The sequence below is a fragment of the Flavobacterium sp. GSP27 genome (assembly GCF_003970395.1).
GTDB lineage: Bacteria > Bacteroidota > Bacteroidia > Flavobacteriales > Flavobacteriaceae > Flavobacterium.
In genome coordinates this window covers 224,752-248,197 of sequence record NZ_RYDP01000001.1, presented here as the reverse complement: position 1 = coordinate 248,197, position 23,446 = coordinate 224,752, and the positions used below count along the sequence as shown (strand labels likewise).

At 37.0% G+C, this 23,446-nt stretch carries 18 protein-coding genes; 10 read left to right on the top strand and 8 right to left on the bottom strand.

All coding sequences use genetic code 11. The annotated features are described in order from the left end of the window. Positions 1 to 426 precede the first annotated feature (426 nt). Both asnS and rpoN read left to right on the top strand, forming a co-directional pair. Complete coding sequence (gene asnS, locus EKM05_RS01130) at positions 427 to 1,863, top strand: asparagine--tRNA ligase (protein WP_126457974.1); 1,437 nt, start codon at positions 427 to 429, stop codon at positions 1,861 to 1,863. A 75-nt stretch (positions 1,864 to 1,938) separates the two neighbouring features. After that, on the top strand, positions 1,939 to 3,405 hold the full coding sequence (rpoN, locus tag EKM05_RS01125; protein ID WP_126451949.1) for an RNA polymerase factor sigma-54: 1,467 nt from the start codon (positions 1,939 to 1,941) through the stop codon (positions 3,403 to 3,405). A gap of 267 nt (positions 3,406 to 3,672) precedes the next feature. On the opposite strand, the gene EKM05_RS01120 is transcribed toward rpoN, so the two are convergent. Then, a complete protein-coding gene (locus tag EKM05_RS01120; protein WP_126552990.1) occupies positions 3,673 to 4,812 on the bottom strand; it encodes an 8-amino-7-oxononanoate synthase in 1,140 nt (379 codons plus the stop codon). A 294-nt stretch (positions 4,813 to 5,106) separates the two neighbouring features. On the opposite strand from EKM05_RS01120, the gene EKM05_RS01115 reads away from it, so the two are divergent. The 5 genes from EKM05_RS01115 to EKM05_RS01100 all read left to right on the top strand — a co-directional run bounded on the left by EKM05_RS01115 (position 5,107) and on the right by EKM05_RS01100 (position 9,146). Further along, complete coding sequence (locus EKM05_RS01115) at positions 5,107 to 5,646, top strand: hypothetical protein (RefSeq protein ID WP_126552988.1); 540 nt, start codon at positions 5,107 to 5,109, stop codon at positions 5,644 to 5,646. Between the two features lie 486 nt (positions 5,647 to 6,132). After that, the gene (locus tag EKM05_RS01110; protein ID WP_126552986.1) at positions 6,133 to 7,056 is read left to right on the top strand and encodes a hypothetical protein; all 924 of its coding nucleotides are present in this window, start codon (positions 6,133 to 6,135) and stop codon (positions 7,054 to 7,056) included. Then, positions 7,046 to 8,602 carry a phosphatase PAP2 family protein gene (locus EKM05_RS01105; RefSeq protein ID WP_126552984.1) on the top strand — a complete coding sequence of 519 codons (1,557 nt, stop codon included), beginning with the start codon at positions 7,046 to 7,048 and terminating at the stop codon, positions 8,600 to 8,602. Before EKM05_RS01110 ends, EKM05_RS01105 begins: the two co-directional genes overlap by 11 nt. Positions 8,603 to 8,790: 188 nt before the next feature. Further along, positions 8,791 to 8,934 (top strand): hypothetical protein, encoded by a 144-nt coding sequence (locus tag EKM05_RS14345; RefSeq protein WP_158615128.1) that lies wholly within the window; start codon positions 8,791 to 8,793, stop codon positions 8,932 to 8,934. Positions 8,935 to 8,936: 2 nt separating this feature from the next. Beyond that, positions 8,937 to 9,146: a helix-turn-helix transcriptional regulator gene (locus EKM05_RS01100; RefSeq protein WP_126552982.1), complete on the top strand. Its 210-nt coding sequence runs from the start codon at positions 8,937 to 8,939 to the stop codon at positions 9,144 to 9,146. Positions 9,147 to 9,313: 167 nt separating this feature from the next. Here the strand turns inward: EKM05_RS01100 and EKM05_RS01095 are convergent, their stop codons facing one another. The 7 genes from EKM05_RS01095 to EKM05_RS01065 form a co-directional block, all read right to left on the bottom strand. Beyond that, positions 9,314 to 9,595: a F0F1 ATP synthase subunit epsilon gene (locus EKM05_RS01095; protein ID WP_126552980.1), complete on the bottom strand. Its 282-nt coding sequence runs from the start codon at positions 9,593 to 9,595 to the stop codon at positions 9,314 to 9,316. Between the two features lie 69 nt (positions 9,596 to 9,664). After that, positions 9,665 to 11,176 (bottom strand): F0F1 ATP synthase subunit beta, encoded by a 1,512-nt coding sequence (gene atpD / locus EKM05_RS01090; protein WP_126552978.1) that lies wholly within the window; start codon positions 11,174 to 11,176, stop codon positions 9,665 to 9,667. 257 nt (positions 11,177 to 11,433) lie between these two features. Next, complete coding sequence (locus EKM05_RS01085; protein WP_126457950.1) at positions 11,434 to 12,903, bottom strand: SGNH/GDSL hydrolase family protein; 1,470 nt, start codon at positions 12,901 to 12,903, stop codon at positions 11,434 to 11,436. Between the two features lie 33 nt (positions 12,904 to 12,936). After that, positions 12,937 to 15,762 (bottom strand): carboxypeptidase-like regulatory domain-containing protein, encoded by a 2,826-nt coding sequence (locus tag EKM05_RS01080; RefSeq protein ID WP_126552976.1) that lies wholly within the window; start codon positions 15,760 to 15,762, stop codon positions 12,937 to 12,939. A 387-nt stretch (positions 15,763 to 16,149) separates the two neighbouring features. Beyond that, positions 16,150 to 17,997: a glutamine--fructose-6-phosphate transaminase (isomerizing) gene (gene glmS / locus EKM05_RS01075; protein WP_126457944.1), complete on the bottom strand. Its 1,848-nt coding sequence runs from the start codon at positions 17,995 to 17,997 to the stop codon at positions 16,150 to 16,152. Between the two features lie 9 nt (positions 17,998 to 18,006). Next, entirely contained in the window at positions 18,007 to 19,596 is a 1,590-nt protein-coding gene (locus EKM05_RS01070) for a DUF4270 domain-containing protein (protein WP_126552974.1), read from the bottom strand. Between the two features lie 20 nt (positions 19,597 to 19,616). Continuing rightward, positions 19,617 to 20,423 carry a glycogen/starch synthase gene (locus EKM05_RS01065; protein ID WP_126457938.1) on the bottom strand — a complete coding sequence of 269 codons (807 nt, stop codon included), beginning with the start codon at positions 20,421 to 20,423 and terminating at the stop codon, positions 19,617 to 19,619. A gap of 108 nt (positions 20,424 to 20,531) precedes the next feature. Between EKM05_RS01065 and panC the strand changes: the two genes are divergently transcribed. The 3 genes from panC to radA all read left to right on the top strand — a co-directional run bounded on the left by panC (position 20,532) and on the right by radA (position 23,342). Further along, on the top strand, positions 20,532 to 21,380 hold the full coding sequence (panC, locus tag EKM05_RS01060) for a pantoate--beta-alanine ligase (RefSeq protein ID WP_126552972.1): 849 nt from the start codon (positions 20,532 to 20,534) through the stop codon (positions 21,378 to 21,380). Positions 21,381 to 21,394: 14 nt separating this feature from the next. Next, entirely contained in the window at positions 21,395 to 21,745 is a 351-nt protein-coding gene (panD, locus tag EKM05_RS01055; protein ID WP_126451936.1) for an aspartate 1-decarboxylase, read from the top strand. A 235-nt stretch (positions 21,746 to 21,980) separates the two neighbouring features. Further along, on the top strand, positions 21,981 to 23,342 hold the full coding sequence (radA, locus tag EKM05_RS01050; RefSeq protein ID WP_126451935.1) for a DNA repair protein RadA: 1,362 nt from the start codon (positions 21,981 to 21,983) through the stop codon (positions 23,340 to 23,342). Positions 23,343 to 23,446: the final 104 nt, after the last annotated feature.

Below are 23,446 nucleotides of genomic sequence, written 5' to 3'. Positions count from 1 at the left end.
TTAGTTTTTTACTGATGGAATTAGATTCAAACCAATAAATCATGCTCCTCAAAGTTTCCAACTTTGAGGATTTGTTTTTAAGTTTTGTACTGCTGGTATTTGAGGCGAGATTGTGCCTATCAAAATACCAAGAATTAATTACCAGAAAATATTCTCATTTATGTAATCAAAAAACTAAAGCATTTCAGTTACCAATCACAATCCTATTTATTCTCAAAGAAGATCTTCAAAAACCGTACTTTCACTACTCCCTAGCCCTGATTGCAGTGTAAATCCTTTTTATTTTTTCTTTAAAAATAAAAAGATTGCAACGGAAAGCGGGAAATAGCTCCAGATTGCTTCACTCCTCGCAATGACTTTTAAAACAAATCATTTATATTTGCAGTTCAGTTACAGACAATTTTTAATATCAATTATACCCCTAAAATGAGACATACAAAAGTTAAAGACTTACTAAACAGTACCACGACGCTTCATGAAGTGAATGCAAAAGGATGGGTGAGAACTTTTAGAAACAATCAATTTATCGCGTTGAACGATGGTTCGACTATCAATAATATACAATGTGTTGTCGATTTTGAAAACACTCCAGATGAAACCTTGAAAAGAATTACCACTGGAGCAGCAATATCTGTAACCGGAACTTTGGTAGAAAGCAAAGGTGCAGGACAAAAATTTGAAATTCAGGTAGCTAAACTGGAAATCCTTGGAGATTCAGATGCGGAGAAATTCCCAATACAACCTAAGAACAAACCGAGCTTGGATTTCTTGCGGGAAAATGCGCATTTAAGAGTGCGTACTAATATGTTTGGAGCTATAATGCGTGTACGTTCGGTATTGTCGTATGCAGTTCACAGTTATTTTCAAGAGAAAGGTTTTGTGTATGTGAATACACCAATCATCACCGGATCAGATGCCGAAGGTGCCGGTGAAATGTTTAAAGTTACCGCCTTGCCATTTGACGGAACGCCAAGAACCGAAGATGGAAAAGTGAATTACAAAGAAGATTTCTTCGGGAAAGAAACGAACCTAACGGTTTCGGGACAACTGGAAGGAGAAACTTTTGCCATGGCTTTGGGACAGATTTATACTTTTGGACCAACATTTAGAGCCGAAAACTCGAATACTTCGCGTCACCTTGCAGAATTTTGGATGATTGAGCCAGAGGTGGCGTTCAATGATTTGAACGACAATATGGATTTGGCCGAAGATTTTATTCAGCATGTAATCAAATACACTTTGGAAAAATGTCCTGAGGATTTGAAATTCCTGGAAGGAAGATTATTGGATGAAGAGAAATCAAAACCAGTTGCGGAAAGAAGCGAAATGGCTTTGCTGGACAAACTAAACTTTGTTTTGGAAAACAATTTCAAACGTGTTTCGTACACCGAAGCCATTGATATTTTAAGGGATTGTACGCCTAATAAAAAGAAAAAATTTAACTATATCATCAACGAATGGGGAGCTGATTTACAATCAGAACACGAGCGTTATTTGGTGGAAAAACACTTTAAATGTCCGGTAATCTTGTTTGATTACCCGGCAAATATCAAAGCATTTTACATGCGTTTGAACGAAGACGGAAAAACGGTTCGTGCGATGGATATCCTTTTCCCAGGGATTGGAGAAATCGTGGGCGGTTCTCAAAGAGAAGAGCGTTTTGATGTTTTAGTTGAAAAAATGAAAGCCTTAGGAATTGATGAAGAAGAATTATGGTGGTATCTTGATACCCGAAGATTTGGTTCAGCGGTTCACTCTGGTTTTGGACTTGGATTCGAAAGATTGGTATTGTTTGTAACAGGAATGACAAACATTCGTGACGTAATTCCTTTTCCAAGAACGCCAATGAATGCGGAGTTTTAAAAAAGTTTATTCGGTTAGTCGGTTATTCGGTTAATCGATTAAACAAATAAACGGTTAACCGATTAAACAATAAAAATGCTGAAGCAATTCTTAAATTTAAAATTATCACAGAAATTATCTCCTCAACAAATTCAGTTGATGAAGTTAATTCAATTGCCTACGCAAGCTTTCGAACAGCGTTTACTGGAAGAAATGAACGAGAATCCAGCTTTGGAAACTGGAAAAGAAGAAGATGAGTATGAAAAGGATGAATTCGAAAACGAAGATTATGACGATTATGATGATGCGGAATCAGAGCGAATTGACGCCGAAGACATCAACATTGACGAATATTTAAGCAATGACGAAACTCCGGATTATAAAACGCAGGCTAACAATTATAGTGATGATGACGATGATCGCGAAACGCCTTTTGCCGCGCCAGTGAGTTTTCATCAGGATTTAATCAATCAGTTGAATACCTTCATCCTGAATGATGAAGAGCGTGATATTGCCGAATTCCTTGTAGGAAGTATTGATGACATGGGATATATTCGTCGCAGTGTTGCTGATATGGTAGACGACATGGCATTCACGCAAGGCATTTATACCGATGAGAAAATGGTCGAAAAAATGCTGCAGGTAATTCATGAACTGGAACCATCTGGTGTAGGCGCACAAGATTTACAGGAATGTTTGTTGTTACAATTGAAACATAAAACACCGACAGAATCCGTAGAACTGGCCACTGACATTATCGAAAATCAGTTTGATGCTTTCACTAAAAAACATTATGACAAGCTGTTACAAAAATACAATGTTTCAAATGAGCAGCTTAAAAAAGCAATTCACGAAATAGAAAAACTGAACCCAAAACCAGGAGGATCCTTTACCGGAAACAATAAAATAACAGAAAACGTAGTTCCTGATTTTGCCATTAGAATTGTAGACGGTGAACTGGAACTGACTTTAAACGGTCGAAATGCTCCTTCTCTGCACGTTTCTAAAGAGTATCAGGAAATGATGCAAACGTATAAGGATTCCAGAGACAAATCGGCACAGCAAAAAGATGCAGTGCAGTTTATAAAGCAAAAGTTGGATTCAGCTAAATGGTTTATCGATGCGATACGCCAACGTCAGGAAACCCTTTTTGTAACCATGAATGCGATTACGCATTATCAGGAAGAGTTTTTTCTGGATGGCGATGAAACCAAGTTAAAACCAATGATCTTAAAAGATATTGCCGACATGGTAGGTCTTGACATTTCGACGATTTCACGTGTAGCAAACAGCAAATATGTAGAAACGCCTTATGGCACGAAACTGATCAAGGAATTCTTCTCGGAATCCATGAAAAACGATCAAGGCGAGGATGTTTCGACATTGGAAATTAAGAAAATCCTTCAAAATACAATTGAGGAAGAAGACAAGAAAAAACCGCTTCCAGATGATCAACTAGCCGAAATCCTAAAAGAAAAAGGATATCCAATTGCGAGAAGAACCATTGCTAAATACAGAGAACAACTCGATATTCCTGTGGCGAGAATGAGAAAGAAAATATAGGCGCTGCGTTAAATAGGGATCAATTTGAGCACTCAAAATTCGTACAACAAAAAATTAATTTACAAACCATATTAGGTTTAAATACTAATCGCTTCTTTCCTAATAAAGTATCGATAGTTTGTACTACAATTCACACGTATTCTTTATGATTTTTTGATTATTTGAATTCAGGATTAATCTGCAATCAAAAGTAAACCCATAATTACAGCAAGAAGTACGTTAATGCACTAATCTGTTTTAATCCTTGAAATCCGAAGCATCCGCTGGCTAAAAAAGAAAAGTGCACAACAAATGTAACACTTCCGTAATTTCTTGCGTCGAATTGTAACTATGAATGCAAAAACGCAGGCGTTCCTGCCCTTCGGGAACCGTTGGCGAAAGTATAGCTTTCACATCAAATCCTTTTTCCTGCAGTTGACTGGCGATGGTTTTTACTTTTTCATTTCCGGGAATAATGGCCGATTGTATTGCCGATTTGCTTCGGACGAAAAGTGGTTTTAAACTCAATAGATTTTTCTGCTGATTGAAAAATACAATGTTTTCTCTTAATTTTAAAATTGAAGCCGAATCTTTTTCTAAATGCTGGTACGCAACCAAAATCGCAGCAACAGAATGTGGCGAAAGCCCTGTGGTATAAATAAAACTGCGGGAGAAATTTACTAAATAATCCCTCAATTCAACCGAGCCTAAAATCGCGGCTCCATGGCATCCCAATCCTTTCCCGAAAGTCATAATTTGAGCAAAGACATGTTCTTGTAGACCCTGCATTTGAACCAATCCCTCGCCTGTTTCACCAAAAACGCCCAAAGCATGCGCCTCATCCACAACAAGATAACAATTGTATTTAGTTGAAACCAAAACCAATTCTTCCAAATTGGGACAATCACCATCCATAGAAAAAACAGATTCAGTAACGATATAAATAATAGTGTTTGGATTCCGTAAAATCAATTTTTCTAAATCCTCAAAATCATTATGATTGAATTTATAGGCTTTGGCATTCGACAGTTGGATTCCGTCCCGAATAGAAGCATGACACAATTCATCGTATAAAATCAAATCGCCTTTTTGTGGAACGGCACTAAAAAAACCAATATTGGCATTGTAACCCGAATTAAAAATCAAGGCTGTTTCTGATTGGTGGAAACTGGCAATACAGTTTTCTGTTTCTTGATACAGCTTATGGTTCCCGGATAACAATCGGGAACCCGTCGCCCCGTTTTGAATGACATTATTAGTAATTAAATACTCGTGCGTATGATTAAATATAATTTCTGATTGTGAAAAGCCCAAGTAATCATTGGAAGAAAAATCAATTCTTTTACTTGATAAAGGCAATTTTCGCAACGCATTATTTTGCTTTCGAATTTCAAGTTTAGCGGATAGATTTTCTGGGAAATGTTTCATAGTCCACAAAAATAAGCATCTTTTTTGGTTTATGGATTTTGCGCCATTTTTGTTTACTAATTTCTTCCAATTAATGAATTTTGAAATAGAAATTCTAATACAGAATCTTGTTTCATTATTCAAAAAAATATAATTCTATAAAAATTAACAATTAAAAAACAACTATTAAAAAAAAATCTACAAATTTTTCCGAAAACGGTTTCGTTTTATAATTTTATTAAATTATGTTAAAAAAACCTTAAAATTAATATTGAAGATAATAACCTATGAAATAGTTTTCTACTTTCGGCAAATATGAAACGAATTGCATCACTTTTTTTAATAGTAACGTTGTTTTACAACGTGATGGGATACTATCTAATGTTTGCTTATCAAGAAGAGCAAGCGTGGGTATCTACTATGGAAAAAAGACAGGATCCTGAGTTTGAAGTAATCCAATTGAATGCAACTTTATATTCTTTTATTGAAGACACTGATTTTGAATACGTCAATGAAGATGTGGTTATCAACAATAAAAGGTATCATATTTTCAAGAAAAGAATTCAAAATAACATACTAAGTTTGTATTACCTGCGCAATGCACATCAAGATGCAATAAGCCAGGATTTAAAAGATATTGTTGACAATCAATTATTTAATGGATCTTCCTCTAAAGAGTCTCCGGTTAAAAAACTCATGAAGTCTTTTCTTCAAGATTATATTTCAAATAATACTGTTTGCGTAGCTTTTTATCCAAAAACAGCGATGCTTTCTGCTGAACCTATCATTACGCCAAACCAGGCGTTAGATCCCGGGTACACTTCCATTTCGTATTCACCACCTGATTTCGTTTAAATCTTCTTTCATTTTAGTGGAATCATTCGCTTTTATCCCGCCTTTAAAAGTCAAGATAACTAATGATTGTTTTAGCTACATCTGTACATTTATTACACCCTTTCGATAGAAATTATGCCCTTTATAAATACAAAACAGGTTTTTGTGTTTTCTGAATTCACTTTTGTGAATAATTTGATAGGCCATTTTGCATTGCTATTCTGGTATACTTTGTACAACTAGCCTTTAGGACCATGACTAAAATGGATTTACAGAACAGTTCTGTGTTTGAAAAACGCCCTTAATCAATGCATTTAGCCTTGTAAATTCAAAGAGATTTTTTGGCTGAAGCCAAAAACAAATCTTGTTTTACAGCGATATTACTTGACAAACAATCACTATTTTTAACTCAGACCTTCTTAGGTAAAAAGTTGTTGTTGTTGTACTATTTTATACCATTATCCATTCTAAAAAAGGCTAAAACCATTAACCAAAAACCATTTTTTAATGAAAAAAATTTATCTGAACTGCCTGCTATTGGTTCCTCTATTTATAAATGCTCAAACCGAGATTGACGGAATTATGATGAGTAAAAATAATTTTTGTTTTGGAGCCGTTTACCAGTACAGCAGCTGGAACGAGTATTGGGAAGGAACTTTCAAAAGAGAAAATCTTAATCTGGGTACTGTTTCAACAAAATCAATTGCTCTAATGGGAAACTATGGTGTTTCTGATAAATTGAATATTATTTTCAGTCTTCCTTACGTGGATACACATACAAGTGCTGGAACAATGGAAGGCCAAAAAGGATTACAAGATATTTCACTAACAGTAAAATACATGCCATTTGAAAAAACAATTGGTAAAGCTACCTACTCGTTATATGCTTTGGGAGGTCTTTCGGCTCCAGTTTCTGATTATTCAGCTGATTATTTACCCTTGAGTCTTGGCCTAAAAAGCAAGACAGCATCTTTACGCATCATGGGTGATTATCAAAGAGGTCATTTTTTTACCACTATTTCGGGAGCGTATGTAAAAAGGGCCAATATAATTATTGATAGAAATTCCTATTACACAACCGAAATGCATTACACCAATGAAGTAGACATGCCAGACGCTATTTCGGTTAACTTGAGAATTGGCTATCGTTCCACTAGATTAATAGCCGAAGCGATTCTGGACAATTGGGTATCACAATCCGGAGGATTTGACATCACTACAAACAACATGCCTTTCCCGAGCAATACTATGAATGCCTTAAAAATTGGCGTGAATACTAAATACACACTCCAGAAAATTCCGGCATTATCTCTTATTGGGGGGGGCAATTTTGTTACGGAAGGTAGAAATATTGGGCAATCAAACACCTTCTACGGTGGTTTATTCTACATCCTTAATTTAAAAAAAACAGCACAAGAAAATGAAAAATAAAACACAAAAAATAGCCTATTACAGTCTTTTGGTTCTGTTTCTTGCAGTGAACCAATCTTGCAGTGATGAGCTAACAGAACGCAACGAGCAATTCCCTCAATTAAATCCTATCAATACAGACGAATTAGCAGGGACCTGGAAAACATTCTTACTGACTACTCCGGATGAGTTCTCTTTGGATGCACCAATAGCAACTACTGCAGCGGCTTTTACAAGAGAAATAAATGAGATAAAAAGCTATCAGTCAAACATCACGGAAGACCAAAGAAACATCATAAAATACTGGAGTGCCGGAGGAGTTTTGCGTTGGAATGAAATCATGCGAACATTAGTGGCAAGACACAATCGACCGCCGTATCAAAATGAAGACGGAACCTACCCTGCACCATCTGGAGCAAATCCGTTTGCGAATCCGCAGTTTCCATTCTCAAATCCGCCTTATGCAGCCAGAGCGTATGCCTATGTGAGTGCGGCGCAATGCGATGCGATGATAGCAACTTGGCATTATAAAAAACTGTACAATAGAGCTGCACCTTTTACGGTTGATGCTACATTACCGGTTTTAATCCCAAAAAGCAACTTGCCTTCCTATCCCTCTGAAGATGCTGTTTTAGCAGGAGTAACGGTTGAGTTATTAAAATTATTATTCCCAACAGAAATCGCTTACATACAAGAAAAGGCAGCGGAACAAAAATTATATCGCATTATTAGTGGTGCCAATGTTCGCAGTGATGTGGATGCCGGAATTATTCTAGGCAGAAAAATAGCAGCCAAATTTATCGCCAGAGCTACTGCTGACGGAACAGCAGCTGCTATTGGCAATCAAGCGCTTTGGACACAACTGGAAACTCAAACGGCAGCAACCGGAGAAACTCCATGGAAATCATTAGATATACCAGCAAGACCTCCAATGCTACCATTATTTGGAAAAGTAAAATCATTTCTTATGACTCCTGAAATGGTTGTGGCCAGCCGCCCGATTCCACCACCATCTACAAAATCAGAACAATTTGCAAAAGAATTAGCTGAAGTAAAAAGCTATGGAAAAAATGCCACTAGAAAAAACATGGAAATTGTTGCTTTTTGGGCTGATGGAGTAGGAACTTATACGCCACCCGGACACTGGAATGCAATTGCATCAGAGTCATTTGTAGCACTCAATTATAGTGAGGTGCGCTGGGCACGAAATCTAGCGTTGCTAAATATTGCTATGATGGATGCGGCGATCTGCTGCTGGGACGCAAAATACACGTACTTTAACCCCCGACCTTCCCAAATAGATCCGTCTATAAAAACATTAACCGGGATTCCAAATTTCCCTGCTTATGTATCCGGCCATTCTACCTTCAGCGGTGCGGCCTATGTTGTTTTATCACATCTCATCCCTGCAAAAGCACAAGGTTTTGTAGCTATGGCAAAAGAAGCTTCGGATTCCAGAATGTTTGGATGCATTCATTATAGAAGCGATTGTGAAAAAGGACTTGAATTAGGCGAAAAAGTGGGTGGCTTTGCAGTTGCAAGAGCTCTTATTGATGGTGCCGAATAACTAAAAACAATCAAGTTGGTGATTTGTTTTAATGATTTGTTTTAATATCTCATTTTATCAACTACCGCCTAACAGATGTTGGAAACCAGTTAGGCTTTTTTAATTTTAAAAGCTCCGAAAGATTTAACAGAAGTGGCTGTCTTTTATTGCTGTTAAGCGTTTCTGGGATTATAATTAGACTGTTGGGCATGAGTCAGAAGCCAAAGAACCAAATACTTTCTGATATTATTATGTATTTGTTACTACTTGCAATTGGCATTGGGTTATTAGCTTTTTCTGATGTTATTAAAAAAGGAAATATCATAGAAACTGAAAATAATTTAACAATATAATCATGTCTATAATCATCAACTTAGACGTAATGCTCGCTAAACGAAAAATGCGCTCCAATGAACTGGCGGAACGGATGGGAATCACAACAGCCAATCTGTCTATCTTGAAAACCGGAAAAGCAAAAGCGATTCGGTTTTCGACTCTAGAACTGATTTGTGAGATTCTGGAATGTCAACCCGGAGATATTATGGAGTTTGCAAAGGATAAATAATCTCTTATTCTCGACTTTTTAGCCCAGATGGAAACGGCATCCTTTTACAAAGCTTCCAGCCTTTTGAAGGCTGGAAGCTTTGTAAAAGATATAGTGGACAGCTGGACATAGCTCCAAAAAAAAAGCCCCACAAATTGTGAAGCTTTGATTTATAACTCAAAATTATTTTAGTCAACTAAAATAATAACTTTATTATCTTTCATTTCAATTGTTCCTGAAGTGATCGTTAGCGTATAATTTTGATCATCTAACTTCGTGAATTTACTTACTACCTCTTTTGCAAAAGCAAAAGTAGAAGCTGTAATTTTCACGACACCTTTTCCTAAAATAGAAACGATCGGTGCGTGGTTATTCAAAATTTGAAAGCTTCCATCAACTCCGGGCAATGTAACCGAAGTTACTTCTGCTGAAAATAATTTTGCTTCTGGTGAAACTATTTCTAATAACATACTTTTTAGTTTACAGTCTCAGTTTACAGTCACAGTACTGAATACTGAGCCTGAACACTGAACATTAATTTATGCTTCCGCTAACATTTTTTCTCCAGCTTCGATAGCTTCTTCAATAGTACCTTTAAGGTTGAAAGCGGATTCTGGCAAGTGATCTAATTCACCGTCGATAATCATGTTAAATCCTTTGATAGTATCTTTAATATCCACTAACACTCCTTTTAATCCTGTAAATTGCTCAGCAACGTGGAAAGGTTGAGATAAGAAACGTTGTACACGACGTGCTCTTGAAACGGCTAATTTATCTTCTTCCGATAATTCTTCCATACCAAGGATCGCAATGATATCTTGTAATTGTTTGTATTTTTGTAAAATTTCTTTTACTCTTTGTGCACAGTCATAATGCTCATCACCTAAAATTTGAGGCGTAAGGATTCTTGAAGTTGAATCCAATGGATCAACCGCTGGATAAATACCTAGCTCAGCAATTTTACGAGATAATACTGTTGTTGCATCAAGGTGAGCAAAAGTTGTAGCCGGAGCCGGATCCGTTAAATCATCTGCAGGAACGTAAACCGCTTGCACTGATGTAATAGAACCTTTATTTGTAGATGTAATACGCTCTTGCATCGCACCCATTTCAGTAGCCAATGTTGGTTGGTAACCCACTGCAGATGGCATACGGCCTAAAAGTGCCGAAACCTCAGAACCTGCTTGTGTAAAACGGAAGATATTATCCACGAAGAACAATACATCTTTCCCTTGATCAGTTCCTGCACCATCACGGAAATATTCCGCAATAGACAATCCAGAAAGTGCTACACGAGCACGAGCTCCTGGAGGCTCATTCATTTGTCCGAAAACGAAAGTAGCTTTAGACTCTCTCATTCCTGGCATATCCACTTTAGACAAATCCCATCCTCCATTTTCCATAGAGTGCATGAATTCATCTCCGTATTTTATAATTCCTGACTCTAGCATCTCACGAAGTAAGTCATTCCCTTCACGTGTTCTTTCCCCTACTCCTGCAAATACAGAAAGTCCACCGTGACCTTTTGCGATATTGTTAATTAACTCCTGAATCAATACTGTTTTACCAACTCCAGCACCACCAAACAATCCAATTTTACCCCCTTTTGAGTAAGGCTCAATTAAATCGATTACTTTAATACCTGTGAATAAAACTTCAGATGAAGTTGACAAATCTTCGAATTTCGGTGCTTGTCTGTGAATAGACATCCCGTTTTCTCCTGTTTTTGGCAAGTTTCCTAAACCATCAATGGCATCTCCAATCACGTTGAATAAACGACCGTAAACATCAGCACCAATTGGCATTTGGATAGGGCTTCCTGTTCCAACTACTTCATAACCTCTACTCAAACCATCTGTTGAGTCCATCGAAATGGTACGTACTGTGTTTTCACCAATGTGAGATTGTACTTCAAGTACTAATAGTGTACCATCTTTTTTTGTGATTTCTAATGAATCATAAATTTTTGGAAGTTCAACATCCTTACCGTTGAAAACAACGTCAACTACTGGGCCAATGATTTGGGCAACTTTTCCTATTACTTTTGACATCACTTATGTATTTATTAAATAGCTATTTAGGTTTATGAAACAGAACCAATCGAAACATATCGATTACACCCTTTTTTCAGTGTGCAAAGATAATTTTTAAAATATAAAATCAAGATATTTTTTTATAAAAAAAGATATTTTTTTAATAGATTATTTAGAAACGACTTAGAAACTAACAAAAGACCGAGTTGTCACTAAAATAAACAACCACCACGTCATCAAACGGGTGGTTGTTATTATAGAAAATCAAATTCTAATTATTGAATAGAAGCCGGATATTGAATAGGGTAGAGCCCTAAATCAACAGGTCTTAGCGTAGCTGTATATTTAGCATTTATAGAATTTGCAAAAAGGTTTGCTATTAATGCATATCCCCTTGCGCTGGGATGCACTCCATCGAGTGAAAAAGCACCACCAGTAACATAAGCCGCCGTAATATGAAAATTCCCAAAACGAATTCCGCTTGAAGACAGTTGTGCCATAGTGGCTTTAGCATCTACAAAAGCTAATCCTTTAGCATCAGCAACTGCTTTGATGGTAACATTATAAGCATCTGTAGCAACTTTGACTTCCGCCACCTCCGCTTTAGATAAAACCCAGTTGTCAGCAAGAGGCACCGAAACGCCGTTTACAGCTGCAGCATTCCCTCCTACTAGTGTTCCAATAAAAGTTCTCGACGTAAGCACTAAAAGATCTTCTTTAGTTGCTTGTCTGAACGAAGGAACTCCAAAAGCACTCAAATTTGTCAAATAGCTATCTACAATCACCACGGCATTCGCTCCTGCAGCAAACTTAACAGTTCTTCTTGTTGCTTCAGCTGCTGTAAGTAACCCATTAGTGACCATTGCCTGCAAACCTCCATTATAAGCAGCATAACCTCCATTTAATTGTGCAGCCACAGCGGCAGTCAATGGAACTGGATTATAAGGAACTGTTGTAAAATAAGGAAGTGTAGTTACATAAGGAAGATTCGCAACCACCCCTTTTGCACCATTAGCCGTCAAGGCATTCACCAGCCCGGTATACACATTTGCAAAAACAGTTGGATCTGTAATATCATTAGAACCATAAGTAGCAGGGTTAAAATTTCCGGTTCTGTCCACTCCTATACCTCCAGAGGTAGCGTACGTCAAGACATCATTCCCGCCAATCCACAAGGAGAAGAACGTTGGTGCTTGAGTCAGGGCATCTGCTAAAACAGTCGTTCCTGAAGCTGAAGCAAAACGAGCAAAATACGGGTTAGCCGCACCAGAAGCCACTCCGGCTACGTTTCCATAGCCCGGGGCTACTAAATGAAAACTTTTAGCCCCTGGAATTCCTAGGTTGTTAATAGGCCCAGCTACTTTATTTGTAACTACTGTGGTAGGAGTACCGCTTACCTGAACAGGTCCTGAACCATTAAAATACAACCTATTTGTTGCAATTACATTCCCTCCCAACAATAAGCCACCAATATTATCATTGGTGTATGGCGTTTTAAATTCACCACCACCTGCTAAAGCGAACTGTTGCGACAGGATGTTTACATACGAATTTTCTTGTCCTTTTTTGAAAAGAGCGCCATCACTATATCCTGCGGCAAATGAATCTCCTAAAGCAACGTATTTTGAAAAACTTGCTGTTCCGGAAGTTATAGGAACCTCAACTGGCCCAGCATTGTCATCCTCGTTATTACATGCTGCGAAGGTTAGCGAAATCAACAACAGCCATTTGAAATTTTTTATCATAATATATTTTTTAAAATTATTGACTTTTCTGAACTACGGATTAATTGTCCAAGAAGCAAACCATTGCTGTCCGATGGCACCCGCTCCAATTACCTGAATATAATCCCTTCCTCCAATATTAGTAGCTCCCACTTTAAGCACTGATTTTAAGGCCGGAAAACCATAATTAATCTGAGCATCTAAGACCGTGTTTTCAGGAACAATTCCATCAGCAAAAGAGGACTGCCATAAATATTCCGTATTGTATCTCGCATTGATATTAAAACCAAAATTTTTGAATAATTTATCATTTCCTACAGACGCTTTAACCCTATGTTTTGGCGTATTGAAACCAGCTACAAAACCTGGATCTTCTGCTTGATCAAAACTAAATTCAGCAAAATTATAATTTACACCAACCTCAAAATCTTTATACACTTTCTTAGACAAGCCTACACCAAAACCTTGAGACGTGATTTTTGCAGTAGTATTCGTATACACTTGGTACACTCTTCTATCTCCATTACTTAATGCAGAAAGCGTCGCTAAAGTTGCTGGATTTCCAAAATCAAATGTCGTGTTAACGTCCCCATAATAAGGACTAATTACTCTTGAAACATTCATGAAATCATTATACACATTGTAATATCCATTAATATCAATTGATAAGTCATTATTTACAACCGTACGATATCCTAGCTCAAGTGCCTGAACTTCTTCTGGCTTTACCAGCCCTATATTAGCCACTTGCAACAAAGCTGCTGCAGCCGGAACATTAGCTGGATTAGCCGCTATTGCCGCACTAAAAGCCCGAACTGAAGCTAGCGTAAACGAATTGTTATACGCATTTTGTCCTGTTAATGTTAACGTAGCAGGAACGCCCATTGCTTGTCCCGCCGCACTAACTCCTCTAACCTCTGTAAAACGATCTAAGTTTTCAGGAGCTGAACCAATTAAAGCAAATGGCCCTAAGTCAAGACCAATATACTGGTCTTGAGTTGTTGGATTTCTAAAACCAGTTTGATAAGAAACCCTGAAATTATGTCTTTTTGACTCTCCCGCAGAATACACTAAAGAGACACGAGGGGATATATTTCCATTAAAATTTTGACTTTTATCGTACCGTGCAGACCCAGTAAATTTCAATCGGTCATCTAAGAATTTTTTAGTTAATTGCGTATAAGCACCATACTCATTATAACGTAAAGGACCATCAAAATCAGTGAAAATTGTTCCCTGAGAATTCATTTCATATTGTCTGAATGACCCTCCTAATTGGATCTCTGCAAATTTTATTAGATCTTTAAAATTATAATTTACATCTGAATGGTAAATTTTTGATTGATCAATAAATTTAGCTCCTTTGGTTAGATCCGGTTCCGCTATTGCAGTCGCCAAAGCACGATTGAATTGTACCGAACCCGGTTCAAATCGCGCACTCCCTGTTGGAGTTGGCAAAAAAGGAAGTCCAGCCGGTTTAATATTGTAATCGGCATAGTTCCTTGCATTCGCAGCAGATAACTGTGCATTAGTTCCCAAAACTGCACCTGAAAGTTGATATGCTGTAGCATAGTTCGTAAACCATTCTGTATCTGATTTTGCCGCTCTATTAACATTCCAAGCAGCAAAACGCATGTCATAGGAATTCCCTGCATCTTCATCCGTTATGTACCCTCTTACAAAGAAATTTTTTCCTTTTACTTCTATTTTAGTTTGTTGCATAAAGAAATCATTGAGTGCATATCTATTCGCTCCTTGATAAATAGTGCTCCCCAAACCTATTTTGTGCTGTAATATAATTTCGGTTTCCCCTTCCCATGGTTTAAAATGTAAAGAAAAATCTGCCTTTACACTTCTTACTTTATTGTCATTCAGGTCTTGTTCCCGGTATCCCGTTCTGCTTACCTGACCAACATTAGTGATAAAAGTGGTTACCTCATCACCGTATAAATTTAATCCGTCATAATTTTGATTATTAGCATGACCTATTGATCCGCCAGTAACGCTTCTTTGATCAGCAGCAATCCATTCTGTAGCTCTCATAAAATTAAAATTCCCTTTGGCGGCAAAATGCTTGCTGAACGCTTTGGCAGCTCTAAGTCCAAAATCAAAATAATCATTAGTTCCTGCTACTTTCTGGGTTGTTTGTCCATATTTTACGTAGGTACTGATTCCTTGATTTGTGAACGGATTTTTACTGTTCATAAATAAAATACCATTGAAAGCATTTGCACCATACAATGCAGAGGAAGCTCCCGGCAGCAATTCTACATTAGCAACATCAATATCAGAAAGTCCTATTAAATTCCCCAAAACAAAGTTTAAGGCCGGAGATGAATTATCCATTCCGTCTACCAGTTGCATGAAACGCGTATTGGCGACAGTTGAAAACCCCCTTGTATTAATCGATTTAAAGGAAATACTACTGGTATTAAAATGCACCTCTTTCAGGTTTTCTAAACCATCATAAAAGGTTGGCGCCGTGGTGTTTTTTATCTGCTGAATTCCCATTCTTTCAATAGTAACCGGAGACTCGATCACTCGTTCTGGTGTTCTTGAAGCAGAAACAACGATCTCATCTAGCTTGTTCTCTTCATCTAAAAGCTTTATGAGTAGTTTTTGACTACTAGAAACAACACTAATTTGTTGAGAAACAAACCCCACACTGGTCACCTCAATTGAATAAGGTGGTTTTTTAGAGGATTGCAATACAAAAGAACCGTCTAGATCCGTAATTGTACCAGAAGCATCTCCAACTATCTTGATGTTGGCTCCAGGAATTGGTTGGTTGTTACTATCAGTAACAGTACCTGAAATTGAGTTTTGAGCAAAGGTTAGACTGCAAAAAAACAATGACAAAAAAAGTAAATACACTCTCATTGGGTTCTATTTTGTTGGTTTAGGAAGCCAAAGTACAAATATTTTTGATATTAATAAAAAATCACCTGTAAAATTTCATATTTATCAGTAATTTTGCCTCATTTGCAGTTATTCTACATTTTATATTTTATTTCAAAATGTTAAAATTTAGATTAAAAAATCAAAATTTCACTATGCATGCATATAAAAAATACATTTATCACAAAATTATTATTGATTTTTGGATATATGATAAAAGTGTCAAAAGAGCAAACATTTATGATTCGTTTGTATTTCGGAAAAAAATTAAAGACAAAAGAAGTACTAATAAAAAAAGCCTCGAAAGTTTTTCTTTCGAGGCTGGCACTACTAAAAAGGATATCAGTAATATCCCTATTATATTTTATTTTATTCTACAGTAACCGACTTTGCTAAATTACGAGGTTGATCTACATTGCATTCCCGCATAACAGCAATATGGTACGACAAGAGCTGTAACGGAATTGTAGTTATCAGCGGCGATAAAGCATCTGAAGTTTCTGGTATTTCGATAACATAATCTGCTAACTCCCTAACTTGAGTATCGCCTTTAGTCACCACTGCTATAATTTTACCACTTCTGGATTTTATTTCTTGTATATTACTTACAATTTTATCGTAATGGCCTTGTTTAGGCGCAATAACGACTACTGGCATGTGTTCATCTATCAGTGCAATTGGTCCATGTTTCATTTCAGCAGCAGGATAACCTTCAGCATGAATATAGGAAATCTCTTTTAGCTTTAAGGCTCCTTCAAGCGCTACAGGAAAGTTATAGCCTCTCCCCAGATAAAGACAATTTGGAGCATCTTTAAACATCGCCGCAATTTCTTTTGCTCTCTCGTTTGTCTCTAAAGCTTCTTTTACTTTTTCAGGTATAATTTCTAATTCCTGTAAATAAGCATGAAAAACAGAATTTGACAATGTCCCTTTGGCTTTAGCCAAACGCAACGCAATCATAGTCAAAACCGTAATTTGAGTGGTAAAAGCCTTGGTCGAAGCAACACCTATCTCAGGTCCGGCATGTGTATAGGCTCCAGCATGTGTTTCTCTAGAAATAGAAGAACCTACCACATTGCATACTCCAAAAACAAATGCCCCGTTTTCTTTGGCTAACTTAATTGCTGCCATTGTATCTGCTGTTTCTCCAGATTGAGAGATGGCGATCACAACATCTTTACTGTTAATTATAGGATTTCTATAACGGAATTCTGATGCATATTCAACTTCAACTGGGATACGGGCAAATTCTTCAAATATATATTCCGCAACTAAACCGGCATGCCAAGAAGTACCGCAAGCAACGATTATAATTCTATCGGCGTTTAAAAATTTTTCTAAATTATCTTCCACACCAGACATTTGAATCAATCCCTGATTAGCATGAAGCCTTCCACGATAAGTATCTTTGATAACACTTGGCTGCTCATAAATTTCTTTCAGCATGAAATGATCATATCCTCCTTTTTCAATTTGCTCCAAATTCATTTGAAGTTCCTGAATATTCGGATTTACTAAAGAATCATCTTTAATTTTTCGGATTTTCATCGGTTTGTGCAACCTGATATTCGCCATTTCACCGTCTTCTAAATAAATAGCATTCGATGTATATTCTATGAATGGGGAAGCATCAGAGGCAATGAAAAACTCTCCTTCTCCAACACCTATAGCCAATGGACTTCCCAGACGGGCAGCCACAATTTCATTTGGATTTTTTTTATCAAAAACAGCAATTGCATAAGCGCCCACCACTTGGTTTAAAGCGACCTGAACTGCTTTGCCTAATTTTAGATTGTCTTTTTTTTGTACTTCTTCAATTAGATTCACTAACACCTCGGTATCCGTATCTGAATGAAATACATACCCTCTTTTTATCAACTCTGCCTTTAAGGGCGAATAGTTTTCAATAATTCCGTTATGGATTATAGCTAGATCTCCAGAATTAGAAAGATGCGGATGCGAATTTACATCATTAGGAACTCCATGAGTAGCCCAACGTGTGTGTCCTATTCCAATTGTTCCGTTGGTAGTAATGCTAGAAGAAGCGCTCTCCTCCAGATCAGAAACCTTTCCTTTTGTCTTACACAGTTTCAAGTTTTCGCCATCATATAGCATGACACCGGCACTATCATACCCTCTGTACTCAAGCCTTTTTAATCCCTTTATTACAATAGGATAAGCTTCTCTATAACCGATATATCCAACGATTCCACACATAAATTTGACTTAATTTGGTTTTGTATAAAAAATTTCAAGTTTCAATCGTTTATCAACTGGGACGGTAGATTTTGAGCCATATAAAATAGTTCCCAAAGGACTCATAACAGAAGCTTTTGGCGCTCCGGTGATAAAAGAATTAGGAGTTCTCAATTTATGGGAAGGAAATACACTGATGTCTTCGGTAACAACAACACCTAATTTGACATTAGTTGAATCCTTAACATTGATAAGATTTCGTATTTGATTGGTTATTCTAATCTTGTATGTCAACCCTTTTTTGGAAGTAGCATTTACGTTAATATTCCCATCAAAAACTGTTTTTGCTTTTTTGAGATTGGCAGTATTAGACGTTAAGTCCATATAATAATCCACAATAGGCCGATTATTATTAAAATCATATAGATAGATCCTTTTTGGTTCATAACTACCTGACATAGCCTCCGCATCAATATGAAAAACAAGACTTGCTTCATTGATCAACCAGCCACTGTTCCTAATGGCTTCTAACTGACCCGGAGTGTTAAAAAGACTCAATACTGCAACGGATCCTTGGCCCCCTTTAAGGTATAATTTCTCGTCTCCTTCCGAAGTATTTCCCGTATTAGGCAAAGCATTATAGGCAAGTCCGCTACTTCCAAAATTGTTTTCTAACAAACTAACACAGTTTCCTGTCAGGTTCATCACTATGGTTTTTTTAACTCGTGTTGGGCTCCCTCCAGTAGTTGAGGCCAAATCTTCATTGTATTTTATCGTAATTTTTCCTGCTTTAAAGTCCAACATTGCTAAATTACCGGCACTTCCTGCCGCTTTCTCCATTTTAAAGTACAGGCCTCTAAAATAGTCTTTAAAAACATCATTTGTTGCTAATTTCCCCGAAGCAACAGCATCTATTATCCTTGTTTTAAAATAGCCTCTATTTAGACTAATTTGCATTCCTGGAACCGTTCTTGTTGTGGTAACAGCATTAGTTAAGGAATCCGTAACCGCAACTACATGCTCCGCAGGATCAAAGAAAAAAGCATCGTTTTGTGCTGTATCCACAGCGTCATTTAAACGACTGGATACTTTAACATTATCAAATTCTGTATTTTGGTTTGTAAAATAATTTTGAGCCTGTTGAAAACCACCTACCGGATCCGCATCTCTCATGTAGTAACCCGACTCATAGATGCTAATTTTCATTTTAGCTTTTTCAACACCATAAATTGAATCTAAGCGATACACATTTCCCGTTGTGGTAGATGAGGAGGTCAATGTGCTAAAATATGGAATTGTTAAGATTACACTTTCTATATAAGCATTTGCACCTATAGTAGATATAGGAGTGACCAATGTCAATTGTGTACCATAATTTGCTGTTACTTCGCCAAAATTAGGATTATTAAAAATCCCTAAAGGACTTACCGCAAGATTATTAGATTGTATTGGCCCCGTTTTTTGATTGTAGGCTATTACATCATACGTTTCTTTTTCCAGGTTAAAATTATTTTCACCTATTAAACCCGCTCCAATTTCATTATAATCTTTATCACAAGAATATAAAAAAGCAATACTTGCCACTACCAGAATTTTCTTAAAGAAAGAATTATTGTACATATTTAATAAAAAAGTTTAATTTAAAGAACCTCGTTTCTGTAGAAATTAGTATAAGCTTCCGCGAATGCATCTTTCGGGACGAAAGATAAAAAAGGTTTTCCTGAAGATTCTATAAATTTTGTTAAACTTGAAGACAGGTTTTCCGAGGCAATAATCACAGCGTCAGAATGTTTTATCGTGGCCTTAATAATATTTTCATAATCCGGGATTTCAAGATCAGCAATATCTTCTTTAGGTATGCCATCAAATTTTACTTTATTAATCATTCCAGCATCTAAAGTTCCTTCAAAAGACTGACTGTAAACCGATGTAACGATTTTTGTCTCTGAAAACAATGCTTCATTTTTATAATAATGTTTCATGTAAATGGGCAACATTGCCGCCATCCAGCCATGAACATGAATAATATCTGGCACCCAATTGAGTTTTTTCACGGTTTCTACCACTCCTTTTGCAAAGAAAATAGCACGCTCATCGTTATCCGGATACATCACGCCTTCTTCATCTGCAAAAGTCGCTTTGCGCTTGAAATATTCATCATTATCAATAAAATACACTTGTATTCGTTCCTTTGGTATAGATGCCACTTTAATAATCAAAGGCATATCCAAGTCATTCACTACCAAATTCATGCCCGAAAGTCTGATAACTTCGTGCAACTGATGTCTTCTCTCGTTAATATTTCCATACCTTGGCATAAAAATTCTTATCTGTCCGCCTTGATCATTAATCATTTTTGGAACGTCATAAGACATTAAAGAAACCTCGTTTTCAGCGAGATAAGGCACCACTTCAGATGATACGTATAATATCCTCTTATCTTTCATATTATAATTTACTTAATTTATTGGCAATAAAAACAGTGCAAAATTACAATAATTTATGCAGTTATTAACTAAAATAGTAAGTTTGCATTTAATTTTAATAATACAGTCATGCCTATTTTCTACGGAAAAGCATCTTTAATGAACTATTTGAAACCTATAAAAGCACTTCACTCCACCATTGGATTTGTTCCAACTATGGGTGCTTTACACCAAGGTCATCTGGCATTAATGCAAAAATCATTGTTGGAAAATGAGAATACGGTAGTGAGTATTTTTGTCAATCCTACTCAATTCAACAATTCCGAAGATCTGGCAAAATACCCAAGAACATTTGATGAAGACGTAAAAAAACTTACGGCTTTGAATCCAAATATCATTTTATACGCCCCTGAGGTGGTCGATATTTATGATGGAACACCCCTTGCTGAACATTTTGATTTTGATGGACTTGAAAATCAAATGGAAGGCAAGTTCAGACCCGGACATTTTAATGGTGTCGGTACAATTGTAAAACGTCTTTTTGAGATTGTTCAACCTACAAAAGCCTATTTTGGGGAAAAAGATTTTCAGCAATTGCAAATCGTAAAAAAAATGGTAGCTAAAAACCATTTAAACATAACCATAATTGGCTGCCCCATTTTTAGAGAGCCTAACAATCTGGCCATGAGTTCCAGAAATGAGCGTTTATCAGCTCTGGAAAGAGCCGAAGCAGCTATCATCTACAAAATATTAACTTCTGTAAAAGCCCAATTTTTTACAAAAAGTACCGCAGAAATTTCAGAATGGGTTCAAAAATCATTCCGGAACAATCCTACTTTTGTATTGGAATATTTCGTTATTGCTGATGAAGCAACCCTGCTTCCGTGTACCCGAAAACATAAAAATAAAAAATACCGTGCCTTTATTGTTGTAATAGTCAACAATATTCGTTTGATTGACACCATTTCATTAAATTAATTTACTTTTGTAGCATGCAAATTCAAGTTTTAAAATCAAAAATTCACCGCGTTAAAGTAACGGGAGCCGATCTGAATTATATCGGAAGTATTACCATTGACGAAACGTTACTGGATGCTTCTAACATCATTGAGGGGGAGAAAGTCTCTATTGTTAACATCAATAATGGTGAACGTTTTGAAACCTACGCCATCAAAGGCGAAAGAAATTCAGGAACCATAACCCTCAACGGACCTGCGGCCAGAAAAGTGCAAAAAGACGACATCATCATCATCATCTCATACGCAACAATGGAATTTGAAGAAGCCAAAACCTTCAAGCCTTGGGTTGTTTTTCCCAATGAAAAAGACAATTCTTTGACCTAAAACATTCCATTCTAAAACGGCTCTTTATGGTATCGTTTATGATACGCAAAAGGCCCTTGTCACTTCCAGCCACTGATGCTCTATTTTTTAAACAAGAAAAAGAAAAGCAACAGTGGCTAATTTTTTATAATGTAGTATATTGCTTCTCCTAGTGAGCGTGAAATACCCGTACTTTAACCAAACGGTTGCTACTAGAAAAACAGGATGCTATGAAAAGCCAAATACCAAAAAAATAATGTCAAAAGTAAAAACAACTTTTTTTTGCCAAAACTGTGGCGCACAATATGCCAAATGGCAAGGGCAATGCAATTCCTGTAAAGAATGGAATACAATAGCAGAAGAAATTATACAGAAACAAGAAAAAACAGCTTGGAAAAGCGAAACTACTTCTAGCAGTAAAGCACCAAAACCGTTACGAATAAACGAAATTGATTCTGCTCAGGAAATCCGAATGGACACGACAGATGGCGAACTAAATCGCGTTCTGGGTGGTGGAATCGTTCCCGGCTCCTTGATCCTTTTAGGTGGTGAACCCGGCATAGGAAAAAGCACGCTGTTGCTCCAAATCTCTTTAAAATTACCGTATAAAACTTTATATGTTTCAGGCGAGGAAAGCCAGAAACAAATAAAAATGCGTGCCGAAAGAATCACGCCCAGCGGTGACAATTGCTATATTCTTACCGAAACCAAAACCCAAAACATCTTCAAGCAAATTGAAGCCATACAACCGGAAATCGTGATTATCGATTCCATTCAAACCTTGCATACGGATTATATCGAATCCACTCCCGGCAGTATTTCTCAAATACGGGAAACCACTGCCGAACTAATCAAATTTGCCAAAGAAACTAATATTCCCGTGATTCTGATTGGTCATATCACCAAAGACGGTAACATTGCCGGACCAAAAATCCTAGAACACATGGTGGACACAGTTTTGCAGTTTGAAGGTGACCGAAATCACGTATATCGCATTTTACGTTCGTTAAAAAACCGTTTCGGATCCACTGCTGAAATTGGTATTTATGAAATGCTGGGCAATGGTTTACGCGAAGTTTCGAATCCATCCGAAATACTGATTTCGCATAAAGACGAGGAATTATCGGGAACAGCAATTGCTTCAACTTTAGAAGGCATGCGCCCGTTGATGATTGAAATTCAAGCCTTGGTAAGCACCGCCGTTTATGGAACGCCACAACGCAGCACGACGGGGTATAACGCCAAAAGACTTAATATGATTCTAGCCGTTTTAGAGAAAAGAGCCGGTTTTAGGCTTGGCGCCAAAGACGTTTTCCTGAACATAACCGGAGGAATTTCAGTAGATGATCCGGCGATAGATTTGGCTGTAGTTGCCGCTATTTTATCCTCGAATGAAGACATAGCAGTCAATAAAGGTTTTTGCTTTGCCGGCGAAGTGGGACTTTCCGGCGAAATACGTCCTGTAAACCGCGTGGACCAACGCATTCAGGAAGCGGAAAAATTAGGTTTTTCGACCATTTTTGTTTCTAAATACAATAAAATTGCATTGAAAAATACCGGAATTAACATTCGATTAGTAGCCAAAATTGAAGATGTGGCGAGTGAGTTGTTTGGATGATATTTGTTGACAAATCTAAAATAACGTTTCTCTTATACATTTAGTGTTGCAACTAATTGTGATTATTTGGTTTACGACGCAGAAGTTGTAGTCTTGATTTGTTT

Bases quoted from the DNA above. Each gene is read 5' to 3' on its own strand.
- asnS (WP_126457974.1), top strand. From the start codon at position 427: ATGAGACATACAAAAGTTAAAGACTTACTAAACAGTACCACGACGCTT.
- rpoN (WP_126451949.1), top strand. From the start codon at position 1,939: ATGCTGAAGCAATTCTTAAATTTAAAATTATCACAGAAATTATCTCCT.
- EKM05_RS01120 (WP_126552990.1), bottom strand. From the start codon at position 4,812: ATGAAACATTTCCCAGAAAATCTATCCGCTAAACTTGAAATTCGAAAG.
- EKM05_RS01115 (WP_126552988.1), top strand. From the start codon at position 5,107: ATGAAACGAATTGCATCACTTTTTTTAATAGTAACGTTGTTTTACAAC.
- EKM05_RS01110 (WP_126552986.1), top strand. From the start codon at position 6,133: ATGAAAAAAATTTATCTGAACTGCCTGCTATTGGTTCCTCTATTTATA.
- EKM05_RS01105 (WP_126552984.1), top strand. From the start codon at position 7,046: ATGAAAAATAAAACACAAAAAATAGCCTATTACAGTCTTTTGGTTCTG.
- EKM05_RS14345 (WP_158615128.1), top strand. From the start codon at position 8,791: ATGAGTCAGAAGCCAAAGAACCAAATACTTTCTGATATTATTATGTAT.
- EKM05_RS01100 (WP_126552982.1), top strand. From the start codon at position 8,937: ATGTCTATAATCATCAACTTAGACGTAATGCTCGCTAAACGAAAAATG.
- EKM05_RS01095 (WP_126552980.1), bottom strand. From the start codon at position 9,595: ATGTTATTAGAAATAGTTTCACCAGAAGCAAAATTATTTTCAGCAGAA.
- atpD (WP_126552978.1), bottom strand. From the start codon at position 11,176: ATGTCAAAAGTAATAGGAAAAGTTGCCCAAATCATTGGCCCAGTAGTT.
- EKM05_RS01085 (WP_126457950.1), bottom strand. From the start codon at position 12,903: ATGATAAAAAATTTCAAATGGCTGTTGTTGATTTCGCTAACCTTCGCA.
- EKM05_RS01080 (WP_126552976.1), bottom strand. From the start codon at position 15,762: ATGAGAGTGTATTTACTTTTTTTGTCATTGTTTTTTTGCAGTCTAACC.
- glmS (WP_126457944.1), bottom strand. From the start codon at position 17,997: ATGTGTGGAATCGTTGGATATATCGGTTATAGAGAAGCTTATCCTATT.
- EKM05_RS01070 (WP_126552974.1), bottom strand. From the start codon at position 19,596: ATGTACAATAATTCTTTCTTTAAGAAAATTCTGGTAGTGGCAAGTATT.
- EKM05_RS01065 (WP_126457938.1), bottom strand. From the start codon at position 20,423: ATGAAAGATAAGAGGATATTATACGTATCATCTGAAGTGGTGCCTTAT.
- panC (WP_126552972.1), top strand. From the start codon at position 20,532: ATGCCTATTTTCTACGGAAAAGCATCTTTAATGAACTATTTGAAACCT.
- panD (WP_126451936.1), top strand. From the start codon at position 21,395: ATGCAAATTCAAGTTTTAAAATCAAAAATTCACCGCGTTAAAGTAACG.
- radA (WP_126451935.1), top strand. From the start codon at position 21,981: ATGTCAAAAGTAAAAACAACTTTTTTTTGCCAAAACTGTGGCGCACAA.